This is a genomic window from Kribbella sp. NBC_00359 (assembly GCF_036097425.1).
In the GTDB taxonomy this organism is placed as follows: Bacteria; Actinomycetota; Actinomycetes; order Propionibacteriales; family Kribbellaceae; genus Kribbella.
Window position 1 is genome coordinate 9,052,616 of sequence record NZ_CP107975.1, and the last position, 15,544, is coordinate 9,068,159.

A 15,544-nucleotide genomic window follows, 5' to 3' on the forward strand; every position below is an offset into this window, starting at 1 on the left:
CACCTGCCGCACGGCACCGACCGGACAATCAACGTGGAAAGGCTGGGCAGACCAGCACCCCAACGCTGCCCATCAACAGCCAACCAGCCACCGCCCGCACCAACGGCCATCAACTCAGCGGCTCCACGGATTGAGGCTTAGCCGCTCCATCAATCCTCCAAGTTGAGTACGGGGAAGCTCAACGTTCGGGACCGCTCGGATCGAAATTGGTGTCCGAAAACAGTGCGTCGTACGTCGATGGTGTCCAGCGCCAGCGCGACGCGTGCACGATCGGCGGTCCACTGAAGTGCTCAGGCCCGTACGGGCGTCGCAGGGTCGATGTACCAGCGATGTTCCGTGCAGCGTCTGCGGCGATCGACAGTTGCTTGGTCAGCGCCGCCAGCTCCGCGGTCAGCTGATCGAAGCACGATGCGAGGTTGGTCCTTACCCACGATGGCTGCGGATACTTGAGTCGCCAGACACCGGGTCGGTTGTGGAATTCAGGATCTCGCTTACCAAGTTCAGGCTTCGGGACGAACAGCTGACCGCGAGCGATCAGCCACGCCACGGTCTCCTGCTGGAGCTCTGCCACCCTGACCGCCGAGTGCATCAGCTCGTCGATCACATCCTGGGCAACCGCGACCGCTCGGCTGTCGACGAGAAGCTCCCTCCGATCCTTCAGCCGCTTTCCATCGGAGACCCATCCGCGGAGTTCCTGAAGCAACTCGATGAACGCGGCCTCGGCTGCTGCGTCGCTGCGCCCGCCCATGTCAGAGACGCGAGTCCGCAAGGAGTCCATCACATGCCGGGTGGTCGAGTCCGCTGTCCGCAGAGCCCGCTCCAGTTCGCGGGTTGCCTCGGCGCTCGTGGCCGTCTGGTTCAGGAGTCCGGTGAGATGACGGCTGTAACCGATGACCGTACGGAGCTGGGCTGTGGTCGACCGGAGGTCGCGGGCCAGTACGCCGCCTGGAGATGTCGCGTCGTGCGCCGATTGCCAGCGGGCGGCCAGCAAGGCAACTCGGGAGCCGTTGTCGACAGGTGCGTGCGGCAACGTTGTCGCCAACCCGAGGAGCGGCCCCAGGTCCGACGAACCGGATGCGCGGTGGAACTCGAGCTCCTCGATGACATCGATCAGGTGGTTCAGCAGCAGCTGGCTCGCTTCAACATCGCGCATCTCGGGACTGGCGAGCCTCGTGCCAGCCGCCCGGGCAGCTAGACCGGTGATGGACGCGAGCTCCGATCGAGCCGCCACGAGCCACCGGTCCTCGAACGCGCTGCTAGTGCTTATGTTCTGCGATGCGACGAGGTCCGCTCCAGCGCCGAGCGATCGCGCGAGTACTGCGAGCGGACCCTCCGCCCTGCCGCCGTCCGCATCCGTGAAATCTTCTACCGACAACTCAAGACGAAGCCAGCGGAAGTGATGGCGCGCTGCGGTCAGCGTTGCCTGCCAGCCGGCGGCCAGGTCTGTTCTGTCGCCACCGGCCAGGTTGCATACGGCTATCGCGTCTCGTCGCGCGACCCGGAGCAAGTCCTCATACGTCGTACGCGTCCTGGACCATCCGGACGTCCGCGGCCGCCGACCTCAAAGCATCAGCCAGAGCGAGGCGCCAGCTGAGATGATCGATCGGAACATCGAGCTGGTCAATCTCACTGGCAGCCTGCGCGTAGAGCTCGGCGGGGTCGCCGTCCAGATCACCGTCGTAGGGATGGTACGGCGCACCGAGCAACTGGAGAGATCGAAACCGGCTGAACGCCGTCATCGCCCATCTCCCGCCAGGCGCCTTCGCCTCCAACGCCTCGACGATCGCCTCCGCCTCGATGACCAGCTCGGTCACGCGGCTTGGTACTTCGAAGTTGTTCATGGAATTCCTCTCGTCACAGGGGAAGATGCGTCAGAACCGTCGCTCCTCGGCAGGCTCCGGCCGAATCTGTGGACAACTTCGTCTCTCACCGGCGCGGCGAAAGACATCGCAGAAGTTCAACGTTCGGGACTGCGCCAACCTGCGCGCCAGCACTCGCCACGCGCCGGCCCGCCGACGGGCTGGGCGCGTTCAGGCACAAACCGATCACACTTCTTGCATGCAAGGCGTTTCTGTCGCCGAAACGACTAGACGCGATGTGTCGTGGGTCCCAGCGTTGAGCGGTCGTGGACCACACCGTGAACAGAGATGGCCGCGTCAACGACCGAGCGTGCGAGCACTGCGCCGCCTTCTTCATCGCCCGTCGATCCGACCAACGGTTCTGTTCGGATCGCTGCCGTCTGCGCCACTGGCGCCTGCTGAGATCGGCTGTCCGCGCGTTAGCAGCGGATGGCTCTTCCGCCACGCTACCTACTCAGACAGCCCGGCAAATCCTGCTTAGTCTGCTCGACGAGGACAGGCCGATCGCTGTTATCGAGAAGGTTCGGACAGCTGTTGCCGAACTCGCCGATCTCGAGCGGGAGGTCCTCCGTCTTCGCGGTCAGAACGCCGTACTTCAAGCCAAACTGAGCAGACATCGAGCCGGCATGACGCCGGAGGAGCGCGGCGACGGGTGCTGAGCATCCACCGGCTAAACGCCGGTGATGGATACACCTATCTGCTCAAGCACGTCGCGGCCGGCGACGTGGACCGGCGCATGGCGACACCGCTGACGGCGTACTACGCAGCATCCGGCTACCCGGCCGGGCGATGGCTTGGACGCGGGCTGAGTGGACTCGGCAAGGGTCAGTTGCCGGCCGGAACTGAGGTCACCGAGCAACAGATGGCCGCGCTCTTCGGACGAGCAGAAGACCCAATCACGGGTACGACGCTCGGTGAGCCATACCGCGTCTTCAAGTCCGCGAAGGACCGGGTCACAGAGCAGGTACGTGCACTCAATCCAGCACTGACACAGGCACAGCGCGACCTTGCGATCGACGAGATCCGCAAGACCGAGGCACGCCAGAAGACGAAGCAGGCAGTTGCCGGCTACGACCTGACGTTCTCGCCCGTCAAATCAGTATCGGCGCTGTGGGCAACTGCCGATGTCGGCATCCAGGAACAGATCGTCGCCGCCCACCACGAGGCTGTCGGCGACGTACTCGGGCTGATCGAGGAGCAAGCCGTGTTCACTCGAGCTGGCGAGGACGGCGTCGCGCAGCTTGACACTTGTGGCGTGATCGCCACCGCTTTCGATCACTGGGACAGCAGAAGTGGCGATCCTCAGCTCCACACTCACCTGGTTGTGGCGAACCGCGTTCAAGGGGCCGACGACGGTCGTTGGCGCACGATCGACGGCAGGGTCCTGTACGCCGCGACAGTGGCAATGTCCGAGGTACACAACGCCCTCCTTGCCGACAACCTCAGCCGTCGTCTCGGGGTCGCATGGCAACTCAGAGAACGCGGCGAACGCCGCAACCCAGCCTTCGAGATCGACGGAATCCCGAACGAACTGATCCGCGAGTTTTCGTCACGAACCGAACAGATCGAGGCGAATCTCGCGACCCTGCGGGCCGAGCGCGGCGACGAGAGCCATCCACTCAGCCGCCACGAGACATACGTCCTTCGCCAACGAGCAACCCTGATGAACCGCCCACCAAAGCATCTGGCCAAACCGCTCTCGGACATGATGCGCGACTGGCGGAAGCGTGCTGAGCAGGTCACGCACGGCCAAGCGTCCGCCATCATCGAAAAAGTCCTCAACCAGGCCACGGACCGACCACTCACCTCCGCCGATCTCGGCAGCGACACAATCCACGCGTACGGAGCCACAACTGTGCTCGCGCTGCAGACGAAGCGCTCCACATGGACACGGTGGAACCTCCTCTCCGAGGCAGCGCGGCAGACCCGCCTTCTGCGACTGTCGACCACCGAAGATCGCATGCAGGTGCTCGAGGCAATCGTCCGCGACGCCGAGCGACAGTCGATCAGCATTACTCCGGCTGCCACCATCACTGCACCGCTACATCGAGCCGATGGGCAGGGCGTCTTCACGATCCACAACGGCGAGATCTTCACGTCTCCCGTGATCCTAGGCGCCGAGAACCTTCTGCTCGAGCTTGCAGCAAAGCCGGACGGCCCGACCATCCCGCTGCGCCAACTGCAGGCTCCGAACCTCAGCGATGACAAGCTCGCAGCACTTCACCGAATAGTGCTGAGCGGTCAGACGGTCGAAGCTCTCATCGGACCAGCAGGCACCGGCAAAACCAGCCTCCTGGCTGCTCTCAAAACGAGCTGGGAGGCAGTCCATGGCCAAGGATCCATCATCGCCCTGGCACCTTCATCCGCCGCAGCGACCGTGCTGGCCGACACCCTCGGTCTGCCGGCGGACAACGTCGCCAAGTGGATCCATGAGGCCGTCGGCGTCGCCGCCGATCAACGCAACCATTGGATCAGCGAACTCGAACGCGCAGCACAGGCATCCGAGGCAACAGGCCGCCGCCGACGTCACCAGCGCATCGCTGCGGAGCTCGCCCGAGCGTACGCCGAACGAGACAGATGGCGTTTCCGCCAGGACCAACTCGTCATCGTCGACGAGGCCTCGATGGCAGGCACCATGGAGCTCGCCACCCTTGCCAGCCAAGCCGACAAGGCCGGCGCCAAGCTCTTGCTCGTCGGTGACGACGCCCAACTCGGCGCTGCAGATGTCGGCGGTGCCTTCCGTCTCATCGCCAATGACACCAAGGCGGCCGAACTCAGCGACGTCTGGCGCTTCAGCAACCAGTGGGAACGCGAAGCCACCCTGCAACTACGCGGCGGACAGCCGCAGGTCATCGATCTCTACGACGATCGCAACCGGCTCCTCCACGGATCACTCGAAGACATGGAGACTGCCGCATACCTCGCATGGAAAGCCGACAGCACCGCGGGCCAAACCAGCCTCCTGATCGCCGCCGATAACGCCACCGTCGCCCGCCTCAACGCCCGAGCCCACCTCGATCGGGTCACCACCGGCGAGGTCGAACCAGACGGAATCGTCCTCCACGACGGCAATCAGGTCGGCCTCGGCGACCACATCGTCACCCGCCTCAACAACCGTCGCCTCCGCATCGGCCAGCACGGCTTCGTCCAGAACGGCAACCGATGGATCGTCATCCGCCGCTGGGACGACGGTTCCCTGACCGTCCAGAACGACGACCTCCAAACCGTCACCCTCCCCAGCGCCTACGTCCGCGAGTCCGTCGAACTCGCCTACGCCACCACCACCCACCGAGCCCAGGGCGCCACCGTAGACACCGCGCACCTACTCGTCACCGACAAGCTCACCCGAGCCCTCATGTACGTCGGCATGACGCGCGGCCGCCACAGCAACCGCGCGTACGTCGCCACCAAGACGACGACCGCCGAGATGCACGAACCCCAATTCCCCCAAACGATGCAAGACGTCCTCGAAGCCGTCCTCGAACAAGACGGCATCGAACGCTCCGCCCACGAAGTCATGCGCACAGAAATCGACGACGGCACCCGCCTCAACCGCCTAGTCCCCATCCACGAACACCTTTGCCAACTAGACGCCCGCGAGCGCTACCGCCCCGCCATCGCCAACAGCGGCCTGGACCCCGTCGACCAAGCCGCCCTCCAGTCCTCGCTCGCATTCGGCCCCCTCATCACCGCCCTACGCCGCGCCGAACACCTAGGCCTAGACGTCCCCACCACCCTCCGCCAAGCCGTCACCCAGTCCTCCCTCACCAACGCCAACGACATCGCCTCGGTCCTGCACGCTCGTGTCGAACATGTCATCACACGAGCAGAACGACGCACGTGCGACACATCACCCACACTCATCGCCGGCCTAGTCACGCCTTCCGTCCACGTCTCCAACCCCACCTACAAAGCCGCCCTCCAGGACATCGAGTCGCAGGTCGCCCAGCGCGCTGACTGGCTCCTGGAACAAGCCTCTTCAGCCAACGAGCCGTGGTACCGGCGTCTCATCGATTCCCTACCAGAGTCGACCGAGCTGCGGCGCCACCTCGTCCGCGAGATCGCCGCCTACCGCGAGCTCTATCAGGTCCACGCACCTGATCCGTTCGGCTCACCGCAATCCACAGCTCAAGCCGAACAGCGCCGGCACAGTCGCCTCAAGCGGAGATTGCAAGAGATCATCGACAGCAGGCTATCGAGGCCAGCGACACCGGATGCAACCTCAAGCGCCAGCTCCGATTCCACCGCCAAGCCGACGATCGACCATTAGGCTCTTGGACGCCAACGCGGACGCATACTTCTTCGATCGCCATCGGTAGACCGCGAGCCATCTCTGAGGAGCCGCTTGGGCGGTGGACGCAGATTGACTGGAGTCCACAAGCACCAAGGCCAGCTTCTCGCCGGCCGCGGCGGCCTGGCTGCTGACATGTTGGTCCTCGCCGTCAGCGAGCTATCCCATGTACGGTTCCCATCCTGCGAGTTGCAGCTCGAGGGCCTCCGCGGCTTGCTGGGCTTGAAGTGCCTCGCCATCACATTCCGGGGAGCCTGAGTCCTTCGCACATGCGGCGGACGAGACCTTGGCGAGCGAGTTGGCGGCGGCCTTTGGTGGTGGCAAGGCGACGATCTCCGACGGGGCGTCGACTATCGTCAAGGACTTGACGGCAATCTGTCCCTCGAGACAGCCTGGCCGAGCTGAACCGACTCCTGGGCACTGGGATATTGATAACGATGCCCGCCGGATCGGGTCGAGGCCACGCACCATCGGGGAGTACTTCGCGGTGGAGAAACTGTTGCTGAAACCGCCACCGGTCGAGGACTTCGAGGCCGGGCGGTGGTTCACCCCCGAGTCGACCGGCACGCCCCGATCACCGTCAGCACGAACCGGTACTCGGTGCCGGTCCGGTCGATGGGGCGGATCGTGCGGGTGCTGTTACACGCCTCCAACCTGGCCGTCGATGACGGCAATACCGTCGCGGCCCGCCACGAGCGGCTACTCACCAAGAGCGGTTCGCGCCTCGAGCGGGACCACGAAGTGGACGCCGTGGTCCGCAAACCCGGTGCCTTGTCCGGCGCGACCGCACTCGAACAGGCCCCGGGCGGCGGGAAGTTCACCACAGTGCATGACGCCTGATGGGCCGCGGTCTGCGAGGCCCACGGCGACACCGCCGGCACCCGGGCACTGATCGAGGCGCTGCTCCTGCACCGCCACATGGCCCACGACGCGGTCGTCGCCGGTCTGACCATCGCACTGCAGCCAGGCACGCTCACCGCCGACGCGGTCGCACTGGAAGCGCAGAGCCGCTGACACGGACCTGTCAGGAACACCTTGCACCACGCCGGGCGAGGAGATCAGCATCACCGTGAACCGCCGATCTCCTCGCTTACCCACCTCCGTGAGCCGTCCACGTCGGCGAACGATGACCGAACACGCCGCCGACGCCGCGGTCGACCAGGCCTGCCGGATGCTGCGGCTGCCGACCGTCCGCGCCCAGTTCCCGAACCTGGCAAGGAGGCGGCCACCGAGCAGCTGTCGTATCTGGGGTTCCCGGACGAGTGTGCCGACCGTGCCCGGCGCCGCTCTGAACGGCGGAGCAAGGCCCCTACTGCCGCGGGAGAAAGTCGATCTGCAGCTTCGACTCGACGCCAACCCAACATCGACGCGGCCGTCATCCATACCCTGGCCACATCGAAGTGGGTGAAGAAGGCCAGCCACTGTGTCTGATCGGTGATTCCGGCACCGGCAAATCCCATCTGCTTATCGCGCGCGGCGCCGAGGCCGCGACGGCCGGCTACCGGAGTGAAATGCACCTTCGCCAGCAAGCTGGTCAACGAACCCGTCGAAGCGACCGATGACAAGATCCTGACCAAAACGATCGCCCGCTGTGGCCGTGTCGACCTGCTCGCGGTACGCATGAACTCGACCGGCGCGGCGCTGAACTGCTCTAACAGGTTTCTCACCGAACGCGAGGAGAGAAGAACTCCCTCGCGATCGCCTCCAACCAGTCGTCCCGTGGCTGGAGCAAGACCTCACCGATCCCAGGCTCTGCGCCGCCATCGTCGACCGGCTCACCTTCGGCGGCAACATCATCGAACCGGCAGCGACTCCTACGGCCTCGCCCATTCCAAGGCTCGGCAGCCCCAGCACCCCAGACCAAACAGACGTACGGCGACCCGCGAGGAGAGCCGGTCATGAGCCACGGCGCCGGCCTTTGGGTTTGTCGCCCTACGGCCCGCCTGGCCTGGGTATCGGCACCTCGAATGATGACGGACTGCTGGCGCGTCCCTACAACCCAACAAGCAACCCCGCCAGCAAAGCCTCCAACGGACTCAGCGTTGAGCATCTCTGAAGGCAGCCGAGGACAGATCGGGAGGCCGTTGGGCTCACGCTGACCAGAAGCGATCGAAGTCGAGCATGCCGTCGGTGACGCCGATCCAGCATTCGCTGATTTGCTCGTGGCGTAGGTGATAGACGTTGGCCATGCGGTAGCTGAGGCTGTGGTGGACGGTGTCGGCGAGGACGATGACGTGGTAGTCGCAGGCAAGGATCTCCTTGAACTCAGGAACGAATCGGCGTCCGATGATGTTGACCTGCCGTGCCAGCAGCCGGAAAACCTCGTCCCGTCCGGTGTACGTGCCGCTGAGAGCATTGTCACCGGGAATGTGGTAGACGACGTCGTCGGTCATCAGGTCGACGAGCCGGGCTTCGTCGGCGTTACCGTGGGCGATGAGCATCTCTCGCACTACCGACTCGTTGGGGTGCATCGGCTTCTCCGTTCACTGGAATTGATTCACCGGCTCGTGGGCGGTGCGATGGCGTCGGCCTTACCAGGCCACGGGGAGCTCAACGAGTCCGCCGGCGATATTGGCCTGGTTGACCTCTAGTTCGTCGAGCGGCACGGCGACTCGCAGGGACGGGAATCGCCGGAACAGAGTTCCGAGCGCGATTTCTATCTCAAGCCGTGCGAGTGCTGCGCCGGTGCAGTAGTGGGGGCCGAAGCCGAACGCGAGGTGCGGATTGTCCGCGCGGTCCACGTCGAACTTCTGCGGATCCTCGAAGTGGGCGAGATCGAATCCTGCTTCCTGGACAGACACCAGGACCAAACTGCCGGCCGCGATGGAGGTGCCTGCGACGACTGAGTCCTCGGCGGTGAATCTGGGCACGGCCATCAGGGCGCCGATGGGGTACGCCCGGACGATCTCCTCGACCGCCCGCGCCAGAACATGTGGTTCAGCAAGGACACGTGACAGCTGTGCAGGATGCTGCAAGAGGGCGAGGACGCCCCACTCGATCTGCACCGCGGTGGTTTGGTGCCCGGCGACGACCATGGTGGCAATGAGCGTGGCCGTCTGCTCAGGGGTGAATCCGCTGGCGGCGTGCTGGGTCGCGATCTGTAAAATGAGGTCGTCGGAGGGTGCCTGTTGGCTGTGCTCGACAAGGGGGCGAATGAAGCCGCAGAGGTCGTCCCAGGCGCGGCCCGCCTCCTCCTGGTTACCGAGGCTGTTGACGTTCGCCTCGTCGGCCAAGGCGGCCACACCGGCGCGATCAGCCACGGGGACACCAAGCATCTCGCAGACGACGAGCACGGCAAGCGGGGATGAGAAACGGCTATGGAGGTCGGCAGGTGAACGGTGCTGAGCCATCTCGGCGAGAAGGCCATCGGTGATGGCCTCGATACGTGGCCGCATGGCAGCGATCTTGCGCGCCGAGAAAGCCGCCTTGAGGACGCTGCGCAATTGAGCGTGCTCAAGGCCGTCGACCGCCAGCGGGCTGCCGGAGCGCTGGAAGGCCAGGGGGATGCCGTAGTCGGTCGCTCGCTCGAAGGAACCTGGAGCTCGGAACCGGCGGTCCGTGAGGACGCTGCGCACCTCGGCGTGGCCGGTGACGAGCCAGGCCTCTTGTCCGGTGGGGACGCGGACCCGCGTCACCGGCTGCCTCCGCGCGAGCCGGTGTAGGTCGGGGGCCGGTTCGAATCCGTACGGCCGATGGAACGGTACGTGCGGACATTGTGCTTCTGCGGTGTCCATGGCGATCTCCGCCGATCAGTAGGTGCCGGTTTGTGCAGGACTGATGAGGGCAGGGGCGAGGTCCATCGCTTTCCGGAAGATCGGTAGCCCCCGTTCGATCATTTCTTCGCTCGCGGTCAGGGAGAGGCGGAAGTATCCCGGTAGGTCGACCAGCGAGCCGGGCAGCACGTAGACGTCTTGCTGCGCGAGATAGTCGGCGAACGCGACGTCGTCCGGAATCGGGCATTTCGGGAGTAGGTAGAAGGCGCCTTCAGGGACGGCGAGGACGTAGCCCTGCTCACGCAATGCCGTCACCAGCCGGTCCCTGCGCCTCTGAAGGGCACCCAGGTCCAGGCAGAGCTGCTCCAGATCAGGCAGGGCCCGCTGCAGGACGGCGTCGGGAAATGCATATCCGCAGAGAAACAGCGTCGCGATCAAGGCGGCGCGGAGCTCGGCGCGGTGCGGCATAGTGGGCGGCAATGCTACATATCCGAGCCGTTCGCCGGGGGTGAGGAGGGTCTTGCCGTAGGTGTAGACGAGGAAGGAGTTCTCGTAGTACTCGGCGGGGCTCGGGTAGGCGGAACGGTCGAAGACGATGCGGCTGTAAGCCTCGTCGGATATGAGGAAGATGGCGCGGCCGTGTCGGCTAGCGGCTTCGGTGAGTAGCTGTCCGACCGTGATGAGCGCTTCAGCCGGATAGATCCGCCCCGTCGGGTTGTTCGGCGAGTTGATGATGACTGCCCGGGTCCGCGGCGTGATCGCGGCTCGTAGCCGGTCCAGGTCAAGGTCGAATGCCGGTGGAGAGAGCATCACCGGCACAGCGACCGCTGAGCATGCCGTGATCAGAGCCTGGTAGAAGAACCATGAAGGCTTGAAGAAGATGACCTCGTCCCCTGGGTCCACCACAGTACGCAGGGCGCCCAGCAACCCCGCCATCGCCCCATTGGTCATGACGATGTCGTCGGCTTCGTAGGCACTCCCCCGGCGCTCTCGCAGCGCTGCGGCCGCACCACGCCGGGCTGTCGCTTCGCTGACCTTGTACCCGAACCAATGATCGTCTCGCGGTGTCAGGGCACTCTCCAGAGCCTGGACGTAGCCGGGCAGTACGCTCTGCGGATTGCCGGCCACGAAGTCCGCGCCGTCAGGACTACGGTTCCGTTGAGCCCAGCGGGACGAGGCGAGAAGGAACTCCAGCTGCGGCTGTGCTGCGGCGATCATCTCGGAGGTCTGCCGGGACACCGGTCGATCAACCACTGCGTCGACCAGTGTCATTGCGGACGCCGACCACTGGGCCCAAGCCGGCCGGGCCTGCCGGGGGAGGGAGTTCGGTGAGGAGGCCGGGTCGCACGCCGAGGCCGAGTGAAGCGTCGAGGATGCAGCCGTGCAGGGCACCGGCTGAGCTGGAACACAGGAAGAGAACAAGGTCGGCGATCTCCTGTGGGATAATGAGACGTGACCCGGGCAAGGCGTTGATGAGCGCAGAGCGCTGGGGCGGGGTGAGCTTCGACAGCGTGCTGGCCTGGAGCATCGGCGTATCGGTGGCACCCGGGCAAACGGCGAAGACATCGACCGGATCGTGAACCAGGTTTGCGGCGAGATTGCGGGCCAGAAAGGCCACTGCGGCCTTGCTCATTCCGTCGGCCTGGTTGAATGCGGGGAACTGAGTGATACCGCCGCCGACCGACGCCAGAAAGACGATCTTCGCCTGGCGCCCGCGGCGGGTCATCTGCGGCAGCAGCGCCTCGGTGAGCCACAAGGGACCCAGCGCATTCACAGTCAGGAGCGCCCTCTGCCGCTCCTGTGGCTCGGTGGCGTAGTCGTTCACGGTTGCGCTACCCAGGCCCGCGCAATGGACGAGCGCATCGGGTGCCGCAGGGAGTTCGGTGACGAGTTGCTGTACCGAATCCCAGTCGCCCTGGTCCAGGTAGTAGGTGACGGCATTCTGCTCTCCGACCTCGTCAACCAGCGATGCGGCAGCCTGCTCGCCGCTCCGGTAGGTGAACCAAACCCGGTACCCGGCCTGTACGAAGGCCCGAACACATGCTGTTCCGATTCCGCTGGATCCGCCGGTGATCAGAACAGTCGGCCGCGACCTTCCGGTCCCCGGGGATGGGGGGTCACCCATCGCCGTCGCCGTAGAACTTCCGCGTCACCGCCCTGTGGAAGTCGTACGCCTTGACCGGCTCGTAGGCCGTCTCGGTGAAACACGGCAGTACGCGGAGCACGGATTCTTCGTGCAGGTAGACGAAGAACGGAAACGAGGTGCGCGGCATTCGGCGCTCCGCGGGGTTGCGCGGCACGCTGACGCGATGTGTGCACGACTGGAATCTGTTGTTCGTGATCCGCTTCAGATAGTCCCCGCTGTTCAAGACGATGGAGCCTCGCGGGGCGTTGAGTCTCGTCCACGTGCCCAGGCGCGGGTGGTAGACCTGCAGCCCTTCCGCCGCGACCGCCGGAAGCAGCGTGAAGAACGTAATGTCCTCGTGCGCCACCAGCCGGCCGGCCCCGGCGGATTTGGCCACGTCATCGACCGGGGGATAGAAGTTGAACCTGAGCACAGCCTTCGGCGGTGCGAACTCGTCGTCGTACAGCGAGGTGTCGGAGCCGAAATAGTCCAGCATCGCGTGCGTGAGCGGAACGACTAGGCGCTCGCAGGCCTCCCACTGCCGGCGGAAGAGGCGCTCGAACCGCTCTTCGGGCCAGAAGCTGAGGGCGTCCTCGCCGCCACCCGGGAGTCTGAAGGCCGCCCGGTCGAACTCCCAACCCTCAACCAGGTCCGGCTGCAGCCGGGTGCTCTTTTGGAACGGAAAATATCCCAGCCGGACCGACCCCCGGGACTCCGTCTCGACGAATTCGAGCTTCCGCGCGATCGGGGTGTTCCGGAACAACTCGACGACCCCGGCGTGGGTCTCGTCGAACAGTGCGGCCTCGATCCCGTGGTTCACCAGGATCGCGAATCCGACATCTTCTAGGGCCGCCCCGAGGGTGTCCCGGAAGCGGCGCTGTGACGACAGATCACCCGTGAGATCCGACATGTCACACTGCTGGAACTCGAAGTCGTCGTCGAAGACGTCCTTGCGGGTCTCCGCGAGGTTGTACTCGATTCCCTTGTCAACCTGCTCGAACTGAGCATGCACCTTGTTGGTCGGCATGGTTGCCTCCTTCTGAGTCCGTTCCCCGGGTCATGAGGTCCGACCTGGATCATCGCGACCTGGAAACCCGACGCCGGCGCTTCCGTTGGCATGGGCCTGATTCGAAGCGAGCGCCGCCGTCTTGGCGGCCCACAGCGCAGGAAACGGGAACACCGCTCGCCTCATCAGATGGTCGACGCCGTCGGAACCGCCCGTGCCTAGCGCCGAACCGAGCATGTGATGCGCGACCTGGATATGCGTGATCTGCCAGACCCACGAAGCCTCGGCGATCGTCGCGAGCGCCTCGGCAAGGTCGAAGAGCACACCGGTGCCGGACGACGGCGAGTAGACCGTCTCCAGCTCCAGCTCGTGCCGGGACAGCAGACCGAGATAGGCCGACATGAGCAGACCGGTGCCACCCTGAATACCGAGGTAGGAGAACAGTTCGTGGAGCTGACGAGATTGAGCGCCGCTTGCGTGACCGAGCAGCGGACGGAACTGTGCGAACTGCCGCGGCGACATCTTCAGCAGCACCCGCAGATGGGCGGTCATCAGGTCCACGATCGCCGAAGCCCGAACCAGCACACCGCGGGCTGCGGCCGGATCCGCTTGCGCCGATTCCATCAATCGTGCACCTGCAGCACAGTCCAGCAGGACCTGCTTCGCGAGAAGTTCACTGATCTGATGGGCGACGATGAAGAAATGCTCCGTGCAGCCGAGATCGCCGTCCGCTCGCGGGTGTTGCGCGTCGAGGATCCTGTCCAGACACAGATAGTCGCTATACGCGCTACCCCTGCCATTCCGCATAGCCGTCCCATCCATCCTGGACAAGAACTTTGCCTGAGCATGACCCAGCTCTGGAGCGCGGCAAGTCTAGTGGGACGCCTGAGCAGCCGAGCAGGGAAACTCTAGTCAGCCATGCTGAAAGTTGGCTGAAGCAGTACTGAAACCGGCGCCGGGCCTGTTGCTCCAGGAGATTCAGACGGTGTGGATGTGACGGATCCGGACCCTCGGGGCAACCCGAGTGCATTCAACGCGGCCGGTTTCGCCGCCACCCGCGCAGGCCCGTCAAGCAGCATGCCATGCGGATCCCGCCACCTGGCAGACGTTTCTACGTACACATCGAGGCGCCGCAGCGCGGGGTGGAACCGCTCCAGGCCCCAACCCGCCTTCGGTACGACTAGTGGTCCGTGTTTGAAGTGGTCTGACGGTTGGCTTTCCTGAGGATTTGGTCGGCGGTCTTGGTCCAGACGAAGGGGTGGCAGCGGTCGTTCCAGCCGTCGATGAAGGCCCGGATCTTGGTGTTGAGGTCGCGTACGGAGTTGAAGGTGCCGCGGCGGATGGCCTGGCGTTCGATGATGCCGAACCAGACCTCGACCAGGTTGAGCCACGATCCGGACGTCGGGGTGAAGTGCGCCTGGATACGCGGGTTGGCTGCCAGCCAGGCACGGATCTCGGGGCGCTTGTGGGCGGCGTAGTTGTCCATCACCAGGTGGAGTTCGGTGCCGTCCCCGTGGTCGGGGTAGGCCTTGGCGACCTGCTTGAGGAAGGCCAGGAACTCCTGGTGGCGGTGCCGGGGCTTGACCGCTGCGGTCACCGTGCCGGTGGCGATCTCCAGGGCCGCAAAGAGCGTGGTGGTGCCGTGCCGGACGTAGTCATGGGTGCGCCGCTCGGCCAGCCCGGGTTGCATCGGCAGCGTCGGCTGGGTCCGGTCCAACGCCTGGACCTGCGACTTCTCGTCCACACACAAAACGATCGCGTTCTCCGGCGGCGCCAGATACAACCCGACCACATCGGTGACCTTGGCGACCAGTTCGGGATCGGTAGAGAACTTGAACGTCTCCACCCGCCACGGCTGCACCCCGTAATCGCGCCAGGCCTTGGCCACCGTGCCATTACTCACTCCCAGACGAGCGGCCATCAGCCGGCTCGACCAGTGCGTCACCCCCAGCCGCTTCGGTGGCGGCTTCAGCGTCTCCGCCACGATCTTGCGATGGTCGACCACCCGCGGCCGCCCCGAACGCGGCGCATCATCCAACCCGCCCAGCCCCCGCTCGGCGTACCGCTCCCGCCAGCCGATCACCGTCGGCCGCGAAACCCCCACCCGCTCCGCGATCGCCGTATTCGCCTCACCGTCGGCCGCCAGCAGCACGATCCGCGCCCGCTGCGCCAGACCCGCCCGGCCCGACGACGACCGAGCCATCCGCAACAACCGCTCCCGATCACCCTCACGAAGAACCAGCGCAGCAGCAGGTCGATTCGCCATACCCCATCCTGACGCACACCAACCGTAAATCAACTAACTACACGCGACACTAGCAGGGCATCGCCGACGAATCGGAGCTGGACGCCATCCGCAAGCGCGTTCCGGGAATGGCGCTGTCGTGAACAGCAGTGCGCGCTACTACCAGTGGACGATGGGTCTGCTGCACGAGGGGGTGACAGTTTCGGTCACGCGGCCTGACTGGCCGGTGGGGTCATGATTGTTTCGTATTCGATGGGGGTCAACCGGCCGAGGGCGGCTTGGCGTCTGCGGCGGTGGTAGGTGCG

General features: G+C 65.1%; 11 protein-coding genes. 2 read left to right on the forward strand and 9 right to left on the reverse strand.

All coding sequences use genetic code 11. The annotated features are described in order from the left end of the window. Window positions 1-178 precede the first annotated feature (178 nt). Both OG876_RS43740 and OG876_RS43745 read right to left on the reverse strand, forming a co-directional pair. A complete protein-coding gene (locus OG876_RS43740; protein WP_328522644.1) occupies window positions 179-1,507 on the reverse strand; it encodes a hypothetical protein in 1,329 nt (442 codons plus the stop codon). A gap of 4 nt (window positions 1,508-1,511) precedes the next feature. Then, on the reverse strand, window positions 1,512-1,841 hold the full coding sequence (locus OG876_RS43745; RefSeq protein ID WP_328522645.1) for a hypothetical protein: 330 nt from the start codon (window positions 1,839-1,841) through the stop codon (window positions 1,512-1,514). 670 nt (window positions 1,842-2,511) lie between these two features. On the opposite strand from OG876_RS43745, the gene mobF reads away from it, so the two are divergent. Next, window positions 2,512-6,129, forward strand: coding sequence for a MobF family relaxase (gene mobF / locus OG876_RS43750; RefSeq protein ID WP_328522646.1), 3,618 nt, complete (start codon window positions 2,512-2,514; stop codon window positions 6,127-6,129). A gap of 561 nt (window positions 6,130-6,690) precedes the next feature. Beyond that, window positions 6,691-6,990 carry a Mu transposase domain-containing protein gene (locus OG876_RS43755; protein WP_328522647.1) on the forward strand — a complete coding sequence of 100 codons (300 nt, stop codon included), beginning with the start codon at window positions 6,691-6,693 and terminating at the stop codon, window positions 6,988-6,990. 1,250 nt (window positions 6,991-8,240) lie between these two features. Here the strand turns inward: OG876_RS43755 and OG876_RS43760 are convergent. The 7 genes from OG876_RS43760 to OG876_RS43790 all read right to left on the reverse strand — a co-directional run bounded on the left by OG876_RS43760 (window position 8,241) and on the right by OG876_RS43790 (window position 15,260). Continuing rightward, on the reverse strand, window positions 8,241-8,621 hold the full coding sequence (locus OG876_RS43760) for a nuclear transport factor 2 family protein (protein WP_328522648.1): 381 nt from the start codon (window positions 8,619-8,621) through the stop codon (window positions 8,241-8,243). Between the two features lie 60 nt (window positions 8,622-8,681). Then, window positions 8,682-9,785 (reverse strand): cytochrome P450, encoded by a 1,104-nt coding sequence (locus OG876_RS43765; protein WP_328522649.1) that lies wholly within the window; start codon window positions 9,783-9,785, stop codon window positions 8,682-8,684. Between the two features lie 114 nt (window positions 9,786-9,899). After that, complete coding sequence (locus OG876_RS43770; RefSeq protein ID WP_328522650.1) at window positions 9,900-11,135, reverse strand: aminotransferase class I/II-fold pyridoxal phosphate-dependent enzyme; 1,236 nt, start codon at window positions 11,133-11,135, stop codon at window positions 9,900-9,902. Beyond that, window positions 11,110-11,988 carry an SDR family oxidoreductase gene (locus OG876_RS43775; RefSeq protein ID WP_328522651.1) on the reverse strand — a complete coding sequence of 293 codons (879 nt, stop codon included), beginning with the start codon at window positions 11,986-11,988 and terminating at the stop codon, window positions 11,110-11,112. Before OG876_RS43775 ends, OG876_RS43770 begins: the two co-directional genes overlap by 26 nt. Continuing rightward, entirely contained in the window at window positions 11,981-13,015 is a 1,035-nt protein-coding gene (locus OG876_RS43780; protein ID WP_328522652.1) for a 2OG-Fe(II) oxygenase family protein, read from the reverse strand. Before OG876_RS43780 ends, OG876_RS43775 begins: the two co-directional genes overlap by 8 nt. Window positions 13,016-13,045: 30 nt before the next feature. After that, window positions 13,046-13,801 (reverse strand): tryptophan 2,3-dioxygenase family protein, encoded by a 756-nt coding sequence (locus OG876_RS43785; RefSeq protein ID WP_328522653.1) that lies wholly within the window; start codon window positions 13,799-13,801, stop codon window positions 13,046-13,048. A gap of 373 nt (window positions 13,802-14,174) precedes the next feature. Then, window positions 14,175-15,260: an IS630 family transposase gene (locus OG876_RS43790; protein WP_442914071.1), complete on the reverse strand. Its 1,086-nt coding sequence runs from the start codon at window positions 15,258-15,260 to the stop codon at window positions 14,175-14,177. Between the last annotated feature and the right edge of the window lie 284 nt (window positions 15,261-15,544).

Coding starts and splice junctions, on each gene's coding strand:
- OG876_RS43770 (WP_328522650.1), bottom strand. CDS start 11,135: ATGACACTGGTCGACGCAGTGGTTGATCGACCGGTGTCCCGGCAGACC.
- OG876_RS43760 (WP_328522648.1), bottom strand. CDS start 8,621: ATGCACCCCAACGAGTCGGTAGTGCGAGAGATGCTCATCGCCCACGGT.
- OG876_RS43745 (WP_328522645.1), bottom strand. CDS start 1,841: ATGAACAACTTCGAAGTACCAAGCCGCGTGACCGAGCTGGTCATCGAG.
- OG876_RS43780 (WP_328522652.1), bottom strand. CDS start 13,015: ATGCCGACCAACAAGGTGCATGCTCAGTTCGAGCAGGTTGACAAGGGA.
- OG876_RS43775 (WP_328522651.1), bottom strand. CDS start 11,988: ATGGGTGACCCCCCATCCCCGGGGACCGGAAGGTCGCGGCCGACTGTT.
- OG876_RS43785 (WP_328522653.1), bottom strand. CDS start 13,801: ATGCGGAATGGCAGGGGTAGCGCGTATAGCGACTATCTGTGTCTGGAC.
- OG876_RS43790 (WP_442914071.1), bottom strand. CDS start 15,260: ATGGCGAATCGACCTGCTGCTGCGCTGGTTCTTCGTGAGGGTGATCGG.